Genomic DNA, 357 nt, shown 5'->3' on the forward strand with positions numbered 1-357 from the left:
GCGCCGGTGGCGCCGTCGAGGCGGGCGTACTCCAGGTATCCGGCAAGGGTGCCCGCCGCGCCGCCGAGCGCGACCGGCAGGCCGTGGTCCAGGACGCGGCCGAGCCGGTCGGCGGAGTCCAGTACCAGGGACCGCCAGCCCGCCGCCTTGAGCCCGAAGGTGGTGGGCACGGCGTGCAGGGCGAGCGTGCGCCCGGCCATGACGGTGTCCCGGTGCTCTCCGGCGAGGCGGGCGAGCTCCCCGGCGGCGGCGCGCAGACCGGCGACGGTGAGGCGCAGCGCGCGGGCGGCCACCAGCATGGTGCCGGTGTCGAGGATGTCCTGGCTGGTGGAGCCCCGGTGGACGTACTCGGCGGCG

Annotated in this window: 1 protein-coding gene; it reads right to left on the reverse strand. The window is 77.9% G+C overall.

Annotation, left to right across the window (positions count from 1 at the left end):
- On the reverse strand, positions 1-357 hold a 357-nt coding region (locus tag GT030_RS33415; protein ID WP_272920743.1), incomplete at both ends, for a lyase family protein.

It is taken from the genome of Streptomyces sp. SID1328, from assembly GCF_009865595.1.
Classification (GTDB): Bacteria; Actinomycetota; Actinomycetes; order Streptomycetales; family Streptomycetaceae; genus Streptomyces; species Streptomyces griseoluteus.